General features: G+C 57.1%; 13 protein-coding genes. 4 read left to right on the top strand and 9 right to left on the bottom strand.

What is annotated here, in order from left to right; all coding sequences use genetic code 11:
• Nucleotides 1–100: 100 nt before the first annotated feature.
• On the bottom strand, nt 101–481 hold the full coding sequence (gene rnk, locus H9C73_RS08280) for a nucleoside diphosphate kinase regulator (protein ID WP_209287340.1): 381 nt from the start codon (nt 479–481) through the stop codon (nt 101–103).
• A 298-nt stretch (nt 482–779) separates the two neighbouring features.
• On the opposite strand from rnk, the gene H9C73_RS08275 reads away from it, so the two are divergent.
• On the top strand, nt 780–1,238 hold the full coding sequence (locus H9C73_RS08275) for an RrF2 family transcriptional regulator (protein WP_236014166.1): 459 nt from the start codon (nt 780–782) through the stop codon (nt 1,236–1,238).
• 9 nt (nt 1,239–1,247) lie between these two features.
• Here the strand turns inward: H9C73_RS08275 and H9C73_RS08270 are convergent, their stop codons facing one another.
• On the bottom strand, nt 1,248–2,558 hold the full coding sequence (locus H9C73_RS08270; protein ID WP_209287339.1) for an MFS transporter: 1,311 nt from the start codon (nt 2,556–2,558) through the stop codon (nt 1,248–1,250).
• Nucleotides 2,559–2,658: 100 nt separating this feature from the next.
• On the opposite strand from H9C73_RS08270, the gene H9C73_RS08265 reads away from it, so the two are divergent.
• A complete protein-coding gene (locus H9C73_RS08265; RefSeq protein WP_209287338.1) occupies nt 2,659–3,531 on the top strand; it encodes a DMT family transporter in 873 nt (290 codons plus the stop codon).
• Nucleotides 3,532–3,536: 5 nt separating this feature from the next.
• On the opposite strand, the gene H9C73_RS08260 is transcribed toward H9C73_RS08265, so the two are convergent.
• A complete protein-coding gene (locus H9C73_RS08260; protein WP_209287337.1) occupies nt 3,537–4,142 on the bottom strand; it encodes a hypothetical protein in 606 nt (201 codons plus the stop codon).
• Nucleotides 4,143–4,154: 12 nt separating this feature from the next.
• Nucleotides 4,155–4,502 carry a PilZ domain-containing protein gene (locus H9C73_RS08255; RefSeq protein WP_209287336.1) on the bottom strand — a complete coding sequence of 116 codons (348 nt, stop codon included), beginning with the start codon at nt 4,500–4,502 and terminating at the stop codon, nt 4,155–4,157.
• 183 nt (nt 4,503–4,685) lie between these two features.
• Between H9C73_RS08255 and H9C73_RS08250 the strand changes: the two genes are divergently transcribed.
• A complete protein-coding gene (locus H9C73_RS08250; RefSeq protein ID WP_236014165.1) occupies nt 4,686–5,288 on the top strand; it encodes a rhodanese-like domain-containing protein in 603 nt (200 codons plus the stop codon).
• 25 nt (nt 5,289–5,313) lie between these two features.
• The gene (locus H9C73_RS08245) at nt 5,314–5,988 is read left to right on the top strand and encodes a response regulator (protein WP_209287334.1); all 675 of its coding nucleotides are present in this window, start codon (nt 5,314–5,316) and stop codon (nt 5,986–5,988) included.
• 21 nt (nt 5,989–6,009) lie between these two features.
• Here H9C73_RS08245 and H9C73_RS08240 read toward each other — a convergent pair whose 3' ends face one another.
• The 5 genes from H9C73_RS08240 to H9C73_RS08220 all read right to left on the bottom strand — a co-directional run bounded on the left by H9C73_RS08240 (nt 6,010) and on the right by H9C73_RS08220 (nt 13,684).
• Nucleotides 6,010–8,604, bottom strand: coding sequence for a hybrid sensor histidine kinase/response regulator (locus tag H9C73_RS08240; protein ID WP_236014164.1), 2,595 nt, complete (start codon nt 8,602–8,604; stop codon nt 6,010–6,012).
• Entirely contained in the window at nt 8,594–9,754 is a 1,161-nt protein-coding gene (nosP, locus tag H9C73_RS08235; protein ID WP_209287333.1) for a nitric oxide-sensing protein NosP, read from the bottom strand. Before nosP ends, H9C73_RS08240 begins: the two co-directional genes overlap by 11 nt.
• A 269-nt stretch (nt 9,755–10,023) precedes the next feature.
• The gene (locus tag H9C73_RS08230) at nt 10,024–11,793 is read right to left on the bottom strand and encodes a PQQ-dependent methanol/ethanol family dehydrogenase (protein ID WP_209287332.1); all 1,770 of its coding nucleotides are present in this window, start codon (nt 11,791–11,793) and stop codon (nt 10,024–10,026) included.
• A gap of 185 nt (nt 11,794–11,978) precedes the next feature.
• On the bottom strand, nt 11,979–12,905 hold the full coding sequence (locus H9C73_RS08225) for a quinoprotein relay system zinc metallohydrolase 1 (RefSeq protein WP_209287331.1): 927 nt from the start codon (nt 12,903–12,905) through the stop codon (nt 11,979–11,981).
• An 8-nt stretch (nt 12,906–12,913) separates the two neighbouring features.
• Nucleotides 12,914–13,684: a quinoprotein dehydrogenase-associated SoxYZ-like carrier gene (locus H9C73_RS08220; protein ID WP_209287330.1), complete on the bottom strand. Its 771-nt coding sequence runs from the start codon at nt 13,682–13,684 to the stop codon at nt 12,914–12,916.
• Nucleotides 13,685–13,713 lie beyond the last annotated feature (29 nt).

The raw sequence follows: 13,713 nt of genomic DNA, 5'->3' as shown, positions 1-13,713 counted from the left end.
CTCCTCCACTAAAGCCACAAAAAAGGGACCCTCAAATGAGGATCCCTTTATGATCGAAAACTATGGGACAGCAGTGGGCTTGATGCCGGCTTTTTTTGTTTCAGCTCACTTCGATAATACGCACATGACTGTGCTTGCCGCCCGGCAGAGTCCAGTCAATGGTTTCGCCCACTCGCAGCCCCAGCAGAGCTGAGCCAATCGGCGCCATGATGGATATGGGGTGCTCGGAGCCAGACAACTGGTGCGGGTACAGCAACTGACGCTGAAATTGCTGTCCCGTTTCTTCCACTTCAAAAGTTACCCGCGCATTCATGCGCACCACGTTGTCAGGCATCTCGGCTTCAGGCAACACGTCCGCACGTGCCAATTCCGAGCGCAACGCATCCAGCCCGGGGTTGTCACGGTATTCCTTGCGCTCAAGCAAGGCTTCCAGTTGGTCGATATCCTTTTCAGATACCACAACGCACGGCATCTCCGCCATGATATGTACTCCGTTTAAACAAAAAGATCAGCCCCGGCAGCACCGGAGTCTTATGGACGAAATGAGTGAGAAATGCACCCGCTGGCCTGCTGAGGGATACAGGCCAGTATCAACTCAGCGAATGGCGAACGGGCCCATGCCCAGGCGGGCCACAGGCAAGCCTGCTGTCTGGTTGAATTGCATAAGGGAGTGCACCTCAAAAAGGATCAGGTGGGGATCACCTGAGTGCATTGTTATCCTTTACCGCGTTTAACGCAATACCCCGCGACAAGCGAGGACGCAGTTTTGTATCATCCTGATGAACACAGTGATTTCAGGTATCTCCATGCAGCTGAGCCGTTTCTCGGACTACGCGCTTCGCGTATTGTTTTTCACCGCCATTCATAATGATCGCCTGTCCAATCTCGCTGAAGTCGCCCACTTTTACGGCATTTCGCTGGAGCACTTGCGCAAGGTCGTTCATGCACTGGGCAAACTTGGCTACCTGCAAACATTCAGAGGCAAAAAAGGCGGCTTTCGACTGGCCATCAATCCGCATGAGGTCAATATTGGTCAGTTGTTGAGACACACGGAAGGTACCGACCCTTTGGTTGACTGTGAAGCCCCGCCCTGCCGCCTCAGCGGTCACTGTCGGCTACAGGGCGTGTTGGCCGAAGCTCAGCAGGCATTTTTTGACGTTCTGTCCCGCTACAGCCTCTCGGACCTGATTCAGGACACCGATATGCAACGCCTGATTCAGCTTAAGCCCTGCGACTAAGGCGCAGCATTACACATCCGGCAACTGCCTGGAGATGAGCACTCCTGCAAGTCCCATCAGCGACAACAACAGAATGATCGTCTCAATGGAGACAGCCACACTCAAAGCCCCCGTAAACCCCATGATCAAGAGCACCACGCCGATCACGGTATTACTGACGGCAACGTAGTCCGTTCTGCGGTTCCCTTCGGCCATGTCCACAACAAACGTCTTGCGCCCGACCCTGACACCCTGGTGTGCAATGCTGAGTCCAAAATAGGCCAGCGGAATCAACCAGGAGAGCAACAGCCAGTCTGGCAACCAGACGGCAACCGCCCACACCATAACGCCCATCAGGGCGGACATCAGTGCGGCAGACGACATGACCGTTTTACTGGAGATATCCGCAAAACGCCCCCAGAAAGGCCCGGATACGAGACTGGCCGTACCGCTGGCAATAATGAAAAGGCCCAGCAGAGAGGGTGAGCTGTCACGCGCCTGCTGGGCCAGAATGACATAGTAAGGGGCTGTCAGTGCCGAGCACAGGAACAGAGAACGGGTAATGACGAACAGGCGGAAGTTGCGATCAGTGCGCAGAATATCCAGCTTGCGAATCGCCTCGGTGATGCCGTTCACACCCCCATCGGTTTCACCGGGAAACTCCTGAATGCGCCCATAGGTCAGTGCCGCCACGATCCAGAGGCAGCCAGCCGCCCCCAGCAATACGCCAAAGCTTACAGCCGCCATCTGCGAGTGCCCGTTCTGCAGAATCAGAAACGCACCCACGCCCAGCGTCACCAGCCCTGCAGCACTGGCAGACCAGCCGTTCACACGCCCACGCCGCGTTTTGGGAATGGTTTTGCCCATTACGTCTTTGGAGGCGACCGAGCAAAGCCCGCGCGCCAGGCTGAAGGCGATCAGCAAGGCAATAATTGACCACCCCGCGGTCGCGCCTTCCAGTTGCCAGGCAACCAGACCGATAGACAGAATACAGACCGCCTGCATCAGACTGCCCAGTACCCAGGACCATTTACGAATGGCCAGCTTGCGCACGTACCCGGCGATCAGCAATTGAGGCATCAGGGAGCCTGATTCTCGAATCGGTACCAGAAAACCGATCAGATAAAGCGGCGCGCTCACGGCTTCCATGACCGCAGGTAACACCACTTTCGGGTTGGCCAGGGCGTCACCCAGCTTGGTCAGAAACTGGCTTAACACCATCAAAAAGAAATTGCCCGGAACCTCCTGACAGGCCCGCTCATCGATTGCCTTGCAGGCGCGGGCATCTTCCTCGTTCATCAGCTTCTCGTACAGGTTCTCTGTAAGCTTTCCTTTCGACATCCTGCTCCCCTTGTACCGAAACGACCTGCCAAGCCTAGCAGTTTGAAGTTCATTTCCCCAGACAGAGTTGCTAGTCTTAGGGCTTTTTCAGGACTGAATCATGAATGCCCCCGCGGTTTTTCAGGCAGCGCTCTGGATGTGCGGCGCCCTGTTTTCATTTATGGCCATGGCTGTATCCGGGCGTGAATTGTCCGGTGAGTTCACCACCTATCAAATTCTGTTCTTCCGCAGCGTGGTGGGCGTGCTCCTCATCGGCGCGCTGGTGACACGCTCCGGCTGGGGTCAGATCCGTACAGAGCGCACCGGGGCACACCTGATTCGCAACCTGGCGCACTTTGGTGGCCAGTACGGCTGGTTTTTCGGGCTGGCGTTTATTCCACTGGCCGAGGTGATCGCCATTGAGTTTACCGCCCCCATCTGGACCGCACTGCTGGCAGCGCTGATTCTGGGGGAACGCCTGACATTGCCCCGACTCTCAGCCCTGCTGCTGGGGATTACCGGCCTTTTGCTGATTCTGAGGCCCGGGCTGGGCGTGGCTCACCCGGCCGCCTTTGCCGTCTTGGGTGGGGCTTTCGGCTACGCACTTTCCTACATCCAGACAAAGTCGCTGTCCACGACGGAAACACCCTTGTGCATCCTCTTCTACATGACGCTCATGCAGCTCCCAATGGGCATGATTCCCTCCCTGATCGACTGGAAAACACCGGGCCTGCATACCCTCCCCTGGATCCTGCTGGTTGGGGTAACCGCCATGAGCGCCCATTACTGCATGGCACGTGCGCTGAAACTGGCCGATGCCACAGTAGTTGTCCCCATGGACTTCATGCGACTGCCACTCATCGCCCTGGTCGGTTTTCTGTTTTATGAGGAGATGATCGACATATACGTGGTGCTGGGGGCCGTGGTCATGTTGAGCGGAAACTTCATCAACGTGGTGGCTGAGCATCGCAAGCGGTTGAAATTGAAACCCTGACAGGCTCAGTTGACCTCCGTGACCAGCACCAGCTCGCACGCGCCATTACCGGTATCCTCGCGCGTCAGCGAGCTGCGCCAGCGCCAGCCGTCATCAGCACGCGCTTCAACCAGAAAGCCCTTGAGCCTGAGACGATCACCTTCGCTCAGCGCTTCAAGCTTTTCCCGAATGCGACTGTCTGCCGGGATCAGATGCATATTGGCACTGCTGGTTTCGACAACCCGCCTGGGTATCGGCAGCCGGTCGGATTTCCAGTAGTACCAACGTCCTGACTGACGAATGGAAAACTGGTTGGCAATGTCAGCCACTGCCATCTCGCCCCAGCCCAATGCAAAGTCCCAGGGCGCCAGATCACTTTCCCGATCCATGAAGTAGTCTTCCCGGCCCAGAATCCGGGCATCCAGCGCAAACTCGGCCAGCAGGCTCAGTTGATAGTTCTCAAACGGAACCTTGGCATTGGTGCCAAGCCTCTGCTGAGAAGGGGCTTGCGGTACCGGTTCAACCGTCACAGGTGGCAGATCAGCTGGAGGTGCTGTGGGCTCAAGTCTGACCAGCCATAGCCCGAGACACAACAGGGCAACCAGGCACCACTGCCAGGGTTTGAGAATCATGCCTCGGCGGCCTTACTGCAAGTGCTGATGGACATATTCTTCAATCACCTTGAGCGTCGCTGCATCGGTTGATACCAAATGCAGGCCAAGGCCAATGTTGTCATGTGCATTACGCCGTTTATACACAATGCGACAGTGACAATGCAGCGCTTGCTGATCAAGGCCGAAATGCAACCATATTTCCGTGGCGCCCAACCCCTGGGGAGGCTGCAAGCCGGTCAGCTCGGGCCCGCCCTCAACATGCAAACCACTGCGACTGATATTTACGACAGTCACGTCGATCAGTTCGCCGGTGGAGGTTTCAAGTTCCGCAGGAAGCTGGCACGGAACACGCGGGTATATTCGTCTTTCCTGAAGCATGGCAGGTCTCGGCAGGTCTTTGATCTCTTTATCCTAGCCAGTGGCCGCACAATGGACAATGCTCAGGATCAGGCCGCTGGCAGCCAATCTGAAAACTACTACTTCAGTACTGGTTTTTTGACGCCAACGTGTAATTTCCCCGGCAGGTTCATACCGGTGTAATAGCGTCAGGGAGACATGTTTATGCCGTATTTGCCGAGCACCTGTTGGTCAAGCGTGGTATGGGTGGCACTGTTGGCCACACCGGCCGTGCACTCTGCTACAGAAGCAGGCCTGTACTTTTCCTGGGAAGGCTACCGTATTGGCCGCTACAAAAGCCCGACACCCGAGCAAGCCGAAGGCGGTGTTCGGATCGACGCCGGGACGCTTGCCGAGATGCTTGCCTCCCCCTCACCGCCCGCCCTGCTCGATGTGCAACCGGTGCGCTGGCAAAGTGGCATTTTTTTGCAAACCCGCCAGCGGTACAACCTGCCCGGCAGTATCTGGCTTCCCAACGTGGGGCTGGGCGAGCTGGATGCACAATGGAGCGCATACTTTCGTGAACATCTGGCCCGTCTTACGGGTAGTGACAAGCAGTTCCCAGTTGTGGTTTATTGCACAGCCGACTGTTGGATGTCATGGAATGCGGTCAAGCGGGCGAGCAGCTGGGGTTACAGTAACCTGTTCTGGTTTGCCGAAGGGACAGATGGCTGGCGCGAGTCTGACCATGAACTCGTGCCCGCGCACCCTGTCCCTTTGCCGGCAAGCCGAAACACCCAGGATACGGACCGTCCTGATGACCTTTGATAATAACGATAATGGGGACTGAGACGTGTACAAGATCTTGATTGCCGATGATCATCCGCTTTTCAGGGAGGCGATCACCAACGTGATAGAAACCGGCTTTCCTGAAGCCGAGACCCTGGAAACCGAAGACCTGGAGACCGCCCTTTCACTGGCTCAAACCCATGATGACCTCGACCTCATTCTGCTGGATCTGAATATGCCCGGCATGCATGGCTTGAACGGTCTCATCTCTCTCAGAAACGAAGCGCCCACCATTCCCGTGGTGATCGTGTCCGCGGAAGATGACAAGCAGATCGTACTGCAGGCGATTACCTGCGGAGCGGTCGGATTTATTTCCAAATCCTCACCTCGTGCACAGATGACCGAAGCACTGGAGCAGATACTGCAGGGTAACGTATATCTGCCTTCCGATATTATTCGCCAGTCTGATCAGGATAGTGGCCGCCGCAACCGCCGGGCCAGCGAGCATCCTCAGATTGCCCCCGAGCTGCTCTCCTCCCTCACCCGTCGGCAGCTGCTGGTGCTTGAGCGCATGGCCAAGGGGGAATCCAACAAGCAGATCGCCTACAACCTCCATATCGCCGAGACGACCGTCAAGGCACACGTATCGGCCATTCTGCGCAAGCTTGGAGTGCACAACCGCGTGCAGGCCATTCTATCGGCCAGCGATATCGACTTCGCCCAGTACCTGCGCCGATAAGGCGCTTTGCAACAGCGCCGGCTAGGGCCGGCGTTGCTGCAACAGGTGACCCAGGGTTGCCTTCAGCTTCAACGGCCGGATCGGCTTGTTCATCAACAGATACCCTTCCTGCTTGACCTGTTGCTTCAGCTCATTGCTGTAGTTGGCGGTGATCATGAGCACCGGCGGCGCTTCAAGACGCTGCTGCAACACGCTCCGTACCAGGTCCATACCGGTTTCACCATTATCCAGATGGTAGTCGGCAATCAGCAGGTCAAGCTCCGCCTGCCCCACCGAGACCCGTTGCTGCAGGTCCTCCAGACCATAGGCCGTGACCACTTCGCAGCCCCATCCGTTGAGCAGGGTCGCCATGCCGTCACAGATGGAGGCATCGTTGTCGATCATCCAGATACGGGCTCCCTGCAACTGACTGTCGATACCGGGTTCCTGCAGGCGAGGTGAAAAGGATTCCGGCTTGAGACGGCCCAGTGGCACTTCCACGGAGAACACCGAGCCCTTGCCCTGCCGCGATCGCACCCGCACGGGGTGCTCCAGCATGCGACTCACCTTGTCCACGATGGCAAGGCCCAGCCCCAGCCCCTTGTCCTGCTGCTGGCGGCCACGGGGGATGCGACGGAACTCCTGGAATATCTCGGTCAGCTTGTCTGCCGGAATGCCGGAACCCGTATCCCAGACTTCGATCAGCACCGAGTTATCGCGTCTGCGACACCCAAGCAGCACCTCCCCGCCGATATCCGTGTATCTCAAGGCGTTGGTCAGGAAGTTTCGGAGTATGCGTGCCAGCAGCGTTGCGTCACTCAACACGACCGCATCCGTGCCTCGAAAACGGAACCTGAGCCCATCGGCCGAAGCTACCTGATGGTATTCAGCCGCCAGCGTATCCAGCAGTTCATTCAACCGGAATGGCGCCACATCGGGCTTGATCACACCGGCGTCAAGCTTGGAAATATCGACCAGCGTGCCGAGCAGGGTTTCCACGTCCTGCAGCGAGTTACTGACCGAACAGACCAGATCACTGATACGCTCCGGCATGGGCTGCTCCAGCAAGGCACCGGTAAACAGCCGTGCCGCATTCAACGGCTGCAAGAGGTCATGACTGACAGCCGCCAGAAACTTGCTTTTCGACAGGTTGGCCTGCTCGGCATCCTGCTTGGCCTCCAACAGGCGAGCTTCGATCAGGCGTCTTTCATCAATTTCCTGCCTGAGTTGACCGTTAACCTCGGTCAGCTCGGAGGTGCGCTCCTTTACCCGTTGTTCAAGGTTCTGATAGGCCTCCTGCAGTGCCAGAGCAGTCCGTTTGCGCTCAGTGATATCGCGAATCAGGACAAAGAAGCCGACGGTCCTGCCGTCACCGTCCCGGTTGGGCACGTAGGACTTGAGCATGTGGCGGTTATCCCCCGCCGCATTGCATTCATCAATCTCAAAGGTGGCGTTTTCACCGGCAAAGGCCTGACGTATGTGCGGCTCCAGTCGCGTATACAGCCGCTCACCGTGGACCTGGCGAATACTCTGACCAATCAAACTGCCGCGCGGCCAGCCATACCAGTCATCGTATACCTGGTTGGTAAACTGGAAGCATTCATCGGCCCCGACATAGGCGATCAAGGCCGGAATATGGTCCGTTATCAGGCGCAGCCAGTGCTCGTTTTCCCGCAATGATTCGGCATAACGGTAACGCTCGGTGATATCGGTATAGGTGTTTACAAAACCGCCGGAGGGCATGGGATGGGTTTTGATCTCCAGCACCCGTCCATCCGCCAGCCGTTGCTCCAGTTCAAACAGCGCCTGCCCGTCTGCGCCCGGGGTATCAGGTGTCAGCAGTGCGACTTCCGAACCTTCCATCAGCTCGGCAAAAGGCACTTCGGCACTGGCCTCAAGGCCGACCAGTTCACAAAAACGATCATTCCAGACTTCCAGCAGCCCGGCCGCATTGATCAGCGCAACGCCCTGCGACAGGTTATCAACCGTGCGCTGAAGCTGACGGCTTTTCTGTGCCAGCGCCTGTTCGCGCTGTGCGGCCTCACTGGCCTTGATCTCGGTGATGTCCGTATACAGGACGACCAGCCCGCCATCGCCGGTATGCCGTTCACTGACCTGTACCCAGCGCTCGTCTGCCAACCGGAATACGGTGGCATTATCGCCACGACCTTCGTGCTCCTCCACGACCACACCGGCATCCCGCGCCAGCCGCTTGACGTCCTGAATTGTGGTGCCGCGCTCGATATGAGTCCCGGTACCGGACCAGTATTCACGAAAATGGCTGTTGAACAGCAGGATGCGGCGCTCTGAATCAAACAGTACGAAGCCGTCGGAAATGCTTTCAATGGCATCGATAAGCCGCTGGTGAGCCGTGGCCGCCTCCTGGTTGGCCTGTTTGAGTGCATAGTTGCTGCGCTTGAGTTCCGCCAGCGCCGCGTTCAGGGCCTCCGTGCGTTCACGCACCTGTTCGGCCAGCACCACCGAGTGCTCAAAGGCGGCATAAGGGGCTGCTCGGACGGTACTGCTGGACTCAACCCGTTCGATCAGCGCGGCCTTGACCCGCTTGAGCTTGGTGTTTTCCTGCTCCAGTTCGGCAATGCGCTGACGCATCGCATCCGGCGACATTTCAGTAGTCATGTTGGTTCTGACCGATCACGACCCCGGTAAAGGTCTGGTTGATATGCATGCCATCGTACTGTTCGCCATAGGTATTGAACCCGACCACATTATGCTCGACCAGAAATTCGGAGGTTTCGGCGGAACGGCCATGGCACTCGGCTTCCAGTCGGCGCAGAAAGCAGTCACAGCCAATGGTGATCAGTGGCTTGCCCATGGTGGCTTCGATCTGCTCAAACCGCTGTCCCAGGTTGTTCAGCATGCCTTCAGGCTGCATGGCCGTGAGCACAATACCGTTCTCAACCGCACAGTAGAAGGTCAGGCTCAGGTCAGGGTTCACTTTCTGGATGGAACGCACGAAATAGTCCTGACCAATGCGGACGGCCAGAGGGTTGAGCGCAAAGGTATTGAAGTCGAGTGCTTCCGGCGCCACACCGATCAGGCGCGCGTACTCCAGCGCGGCCGGCTCGGCATTCAACTCGTATACGGTGCGCGTGGATGGATCAGCCTGGGTAACAACCAGCTTTTCGTTCAGGCTGCGCATGTGATGGGTGGTAAAGACTTCAAAGTCCAGTGGTGTATTGAACAGCACCACAACGGCTGCCTGCGTTCTGAAGGCACCCTCATAGTAGACGTGCGTGCCGGTCAGATGGATGTCATCCCCTGCGGAGCCGCCAAAATGCGGAATGCTGCCCAACACCGAGTCCAGTGTTACCAGCACCTGCTCTTCCTGGCTGGACAGACCATCCAGCAAGGTCAGCGCAAAGGAATGGCCCTTGATAGGGGCAACTTTTGACGCGCGACACTCGCTGATCAGCTGATCGACCAGCTGCTGGGCATTGGTCAACTGGAATGATTCCAGCTCCTCAACCAGTGCCACTTCAATGGCAAAGAGATTTTTATCGAAACCCAGTGCCGTAACGGTGCCCTGATCGTATCCACGGGGGGTCAGCTCTCCTGCCGTTGTACAGCCTGCCATCCGGATACCGGGAAACGCGGCTTCCAGTGCGACTGACAGCGTATCCAGTTCATACTCTGCCGAGCAGAAAAACAGTACGAACCCCAGGTCAGGATGGGCCAGCTGTTGGGCCAGTTCCCGAGCCGCCAGCCGGGCATCGCGACTGGATGACATGGCGGACCGAACAGGGCTTTGAATAAGTGGCGCGTTCATCGAGTTTACTCGCGCTGAAATAACACGTTTCAATTGTATCTGCTGTTCAATGCTGGCCGTAATGCTACTTCAGTCGCTTAAACAGCCGCATCTAGTTTTGCTATCCAATTGTTTTAAAAGACAATTCAGTGCAATACAGAGTGGGATGTCATGCAGGCTTTCTGTTTTTACTACTTAAGGATGAGGGCTGCACCTGCCCGACCGGTTCCTTTAACGCAAAAAGCCCCGCCGGTTTCCCGACAGGGCTTTAGAGCCATCAGGTGATGTAATCAGCTCTCTTTGGGCAGTTTAAAGGTCCAGACCGAACCGCCCTGGTTCAGGTGTTTGACACGCTTGGCCACTTCACCCCCCCACAAGGGTACTGCACCACCCCAGCCGGATACGACGGATACGTACTGCTCACCGTCCATCTCCCAGGTGATGGGTGAGCCCACGATGCCGGAACCGGTCTGGAACTTGTACAGCATTTCGCCGCTCTTGGCGTCGAACGCCATCAGGTAGCCTTCCGGATTACCGGTAAAGACCAGATTCCCCTTGGTGGCCAGAACGCCCCCCCAAAGCGGTGCATAGTTCTCGTAGCGCCAGACCTCTTTGCCGTTTTTCGGGTCGATCGCACGCAGTACGCCGATGTAGTCATCGTTCATGGGACGGATGGTGAATCCGGCACCCAGGTACGCAGCCCCTTTCTTGTAGGAGACCGGCTCGTTCCAGATATCCATGGCCCACTCGTTGGACGGCACGTAGAACAGACCAGTATCCTGGCTGTACGCCATCGGCATCCAGTTCTTGCCGCCCAGGAATGAAGGTGCGGATACGACTGGTTCACCCTTCTTGCCATCGGTGTCTGCCGGGTTGCCCGGGCGCCCGCCCTCTTTGAAGATCGGTCGACCCTGGTCATCCAGACCCTCAGCCCAGGTGATCTTGTCCACGAACGGGAAGCCACGGATGAAATCACCGTTCTCACGGTTCAGGACGTAGAAGAAGCCGTTACGGTCTGCGGTGGCAGCTGCTTTAACGGTTTTGCCCCCCTCCGAGTAATCAAAGGAGATCAGTTCGTTAACGCCGTCGAAATCCCAGCCATCATGCGGTGTGGTCTGGAAATGCCATACGATCTTGCCAGTATCGGGGTCGATCGCCAGACGTGAAGAGGAGAAGAGGTTATCGCCCGGGCGCAGGTGAGAGTTCCAGGGGGCCGGGTTACCGGTACCGAAGAACATCAGGTCCGTTTCAGGATCGTAGGTGCCACCCAGCCAGGTTGCTGCGCCCCCGGTTTTCCAGAGATCACCCGGCCAAGTCTGACCCGGTTTGCCACCTGAAATGCCGTTTTCCACTTTCTTGCCATCTTTCCAGATGTAGCCCATGTGGCCTTCCACGGTGGGACGCGTCCAGACAATATCGCCTGTCTTGGCATCATAGGCTTCTACCTTGCCCACGATACCGAATTCCCCGCCGGATACACCGGTAATGACCTTGCCCTTGACGACCAGCGGTGCTGCCGTAAGCGAGTAGCCTTCCTTGTAGTCGGCCACTTTCTTCTTCCACACGACCTTGCCGGTGTCCTTGTTCAATGCCACCAGCTTGGCGTCCAGAGTGCCAAAGATCACCAGGTCGTCATACAGCGCGACACCACGGTTGATCACGTCACAGCAGGGCATGATGCCATCCGGCAGGCGTGCGTTGTATTCCCAGAGCTCTTCACCGGTTTTAGCATCGATGGCAAATACACGGGAATAGGAGCCGGTCACGTACATGACGCCGTCCTTTACCATCGGCTGTGATTCCTGACCACGCTGCTTTTCGCCACCGAAGGAGAATGACCAGACCGGACGCAACTCCTTGACGGTTTCGGTGTTCAGTGTTGCCAGCGGGCTGTAACGCTGCCCTCGCGGACCCAGACCGTTGGAAACGACATCGTCCGTCGTCATCTGGTCGGCCAGAATATCCTTGTCAGTGATGCCTGCCTGCGCCATTCCGGCAAAGGACATGGCAGCCACGAGCGTGGATACGGCAAAGCCTGTGCTGCGGCCAAATTTCTTCATCGCTGTCCCCTTTTAGGATTTTTTTGTTTTCCAGGAGCAGTCGGGAAAATGCCCGACCCGTTCGGGCATTCTTGAATTTGACGCCAGATCCCACAATTGAACCGCCGAAGCAGTTTTATCCTCACTTGGTAGTAATACCCACAAAAAAGCCCCGTCATACGGGGCTTCTGGGCGTCCAATCAAGGTCAGGGCTTGCCATCGAAGGCGGCTTCCTCGTAGTGAGGGTATAGATGGAACACTGAGCGCTCGAACTCGATCTGATGCAGCGCGATACTGCTGAAGCGTTCCGGAATGGGTAACTGCATGGTTTCAGTCATGCTAAGGCCGCTGTTGGCTGCCTCAGTCAAGGTTGTATCCAGCCATTGGAGATAGGCCTGCATCTGATCAAGCGCCAGATGCCCCTCCACCACGGGACCATGCCCGGGCAGCAGCAGCCTGAAAGGCAGCTCGCGCAACTGTTCAATCTCCCTGCCCCACTGCTCAAGTCCGGGCGTATGAGGCGTTGTCAGTGCCCGCTGGTAAAACACCATATCAAAGGCAAACAGCACTCCGGTGGTATGGTCCAGCATTACCAGGTCGGCACCGCTGTGCCCCGTCAGAGACATGACCTCAAGACGGTGCTGCCCCATTTCAAATATTCCGGGTTCAAGGGTCTGGTTCGGCACCACGGACTCGGTGCCGCGCATCCAGTCGCCCACCAGGCGGTACATGTTTTCCGCAAAACTGTCCCCGTGACGGCGGATCTGCTCCCGTGTTGTTCCAAGGGCAGCAATCGTCACGTCGCTGAATGCCTGATTGCCCAGAAAGTGGTCCGGGTGCTGATGCGTGTTGATCACCAGCCTGATCGGTTCACTGGTTGTCTGTTCGATCAGTTGACGCAACTCTTCACCGTAACGGCGCGATACGCCTGTATCCAATACCACTACGCCGTCACCGGTACTGATAAAGGCCGTATTGACGATGTTGCCGCCGTTTTCAAAACTGAAATCCTCGGTTTTGCCCTCGACAAACCAGGTATCGTCCGCAACCTGTTGGGCGTTCAGGTTATAACTGAGCGGCGCGGCCAACAGGGGGTGAGCCAGAAGCAGTGCCAGCATTGTCAGGTATTTCATGTCACCTCCTACAGGGCCTGCTCAAACTCATTGCCACCGTTGTCACGCATCCAGAGCCTGTACTGGCGCTGATCCCCCTCAAGGTCAAATGTGAACACGGGGTTCTCGGACACCGGGGGCGAGAGCTCCATACGAACAACAGGCTCACCCTCTGCACCCCGCACTTCAACCTGCTCCAGATAGAACTCGGGGATCGCATCCACCAGCCCGGTATCCATGGGGTGGATCACCTTGAACTTGAAGCGGGTGTCCTGACCGGAGACAGATGGAAAACGGCGTGACTGGATCTCACCCAGATGGCTTTGCCAGTAAGGATCAGCATTTCCCATGCTGGGGGTCGTGCACCCGCCGCCCGCCGCTTCCAGCTGTGCATAGCCCACGTGCCAGTGGCCGTCTCGGGTTTTCACCGCGGCGCGAATGGCTGTACTCTGCTGCACCTTGATGCGTAGTGAAACCCGGGGATTGGCCCCCTCACCGGGATAGAAATTGAAGATATGCTGGATGGGGTTGAGGTCGGCCCACACCACCACCTTGTCGATGTTTCCGGCATGTACGCCCGCATCGATAGTGACAGGTACCTGAGTAGGGTCTTCGGCAAATGCCGGAACGCTTACTTCAATCGAAGCATCAAATTGATAGGGCTCATCGCCCAGAAACATCTCCCGAGTGTAATCCCACATCACCGAATCGAGCGGGTCTTGCGGTTGTGCCGCACTCAGGGTTGAAGTTGTCAGCAGCAGCGCCATTACCCCTACTGCCAGGCCAAATTGCATCCGCATGTTGTACCCCTGTTGTTGTTATTGTGCAG

Origin of the sequence: Marinobacterium alkalitolerans (assembly GCF_017776525.1) — a bacterium.
Lineage (GTDB): Bacteria > Pseudomonadota > Gammaproteobacteria > Pseudomonadales > Balneatricaceae > Marinobacterium > Marinobacterium alkalitolerans.
This window is presented reverse-complemented; position numbering and strand designations above follow the sequence as displayed.

Bases quoted from the DNA above. Each gene is read 5' to 3' on its own strand.
- rnk (WP_209287340.1), bottom strand. From the start codon at position 481: ATGGCGGAGATGCCGTGCGTTGTGGTATCTGAAAAGGATATCGACCAA.
- H9C73_RS08275 (WP_236014166.1), top strand. From the start codon at position 780: ATGAACACAGTGATTTCAGGTATCTCCATGCAGCTGAGCCGTTTCTCG.
- H9C73_RS08270 (WP_209287339.1), bottom strand. From the start codon at position 2,558: ATGTCGAAAGGAAAGCTTACAGAGAACCTGTACGAGAAGCTGATGAAC.
- H9C73_RS08265 (WP_209287338.1), top strand. From the start codon at position 2,659: ATGAATGCCCCCGCGGTTTTTCAGGCAGCGCTCTGGATGTGCGGCGCC.
- H9C73_RS08260 (WP_209287337.1), bottom strand. From the start codon at position 4,142: ATGATTCTCAAACCCTGGCAGTGGTGCCTGGTTGCCCTGTTGTGTCTC.
- H9C73_RS08255 (WP_209287336.1), bottom strand. From the start codon at position 4,502: ATGCTTCAGGAAAGACGAATATACCCGCGTGTTCCGTGCCAGCTTCCT.
- H9C73_RS08250 (WP_236014165.1), top strand. From the start codon at position 4,686: ATGCCGTATTTGCCGAGCACCTGTTGGTCAAGCGTGGTATGGGTGGCA.
- H9C73_RS08240 (WP_236014164.1), bottom strand. From the start codon at position 8,604: ATGACTACTGAAATGTCGCCGGATGCGATGCGTCAGCGCATTGCCGAA.
- nosP (WP_209287333.1), bottom strand. From the start codon at position 9,754: ATGAACGCGCCACTTATTCAAAGCCCTGTTCGGTCCGCCATGTCATCC.
- H9C73_RS08230 (WP_209287332.1), bottom strand. From the start codon at position 11,793: ATGAAGAAATTTGGCCGCAGCACAGGCTTTGCCGTATCCACGCTCGTG.
- H9C73_RS08225 (WP_209287331.1), bottom strand. From the start codon at position 12,905: ATGAAATACCTGACAATGCTGGCACTGCTTCTGGCTCACCCCCTGTTG.
- H9C73_RS08220 (WP_209287330.1), bottom strand. From the start codon at position 13,684: ATGCGGATGCAATTTGGCCTGGCAGTAGGGGTAATGGCGCTGCTGCTG.